Source organism: Vibrio sp. D173a (assembly GCF_030248475.1).
This window is the reverse complement of record NZ_JAHGAH010000623.1, coordinates 1-685: the sequence shown is the minus strand read 5'-3', so window position 1 is coordinate 685 and position 685 is coordinate 1. Positions and strand designations below refer to the sequence as shown.

The 685-nt window shown below is 47.3% G+C and carries 1 pseudogene; it reads right to left on the bottom strand.

Annotated elements, in window-relative coordinates:
- Positions 1-685: pseudogene (locus KIV40_RS28010) on the bottom strand (metallophosphoesterase); the annotation flags it as partial.

The following is a 685-nucleotide window of genomic DNA, read 5'->3' as shown; positions in this document are numbered from 1 at the left end:
CGTACTGACGCAATTGAGTTTCACCGATATCACGAAAAGCCAGTTCGTCGGCATTACGCAAGCGGTAAAAGTCGGTAGCCAGTGTCTCACCCTGCCAGTTAGCAAAGTCGGCGAGTTCTAAACCTTCTGCTTCGGCTAGTAGCTCCGCTTCAACCTTGGCCGCTTGCCAGTCTTTCTGGAACTGCTCGTAATCATCAACACCATTCGATACACAACCTTCAACTGGGTAGTTCATTTCATCAGCTAGCTGACAAACCGTGAACTGCGTATCTAGCTGAGACATAATCATCATCTGCTCGCCATCCATCTCCATGATCATGGTACGCATTTCGATTGGCCAGTCGTCCGGCAGGAATCGCAGACGAGTCAGCTCACGAATGTGCCAATCAGTCAGCTCGTAATAGCTTTCTGCATTGAGAATGTCTTTGTTCCAAATTTTAGCAATGGCTTCAGGATCATTACCCGCTGCCTGAGTTAAGTACTCATGTTCTTCGGCATAGTGGCTGAAGAGTTCGTTGTAACGCTTAACTTGATCGATGATGATGGTTTCTACTTCGATCTGGTTGTCTGGACGAATCTCTAACAGCTTGTACGCTGGGATATAGCCCGCGAGAGATGGCGCTTGCATATTGAAAACCGAGTGTTTAACGCCATCAATCTCATAGCTCTTCTTGCCTGTATCATT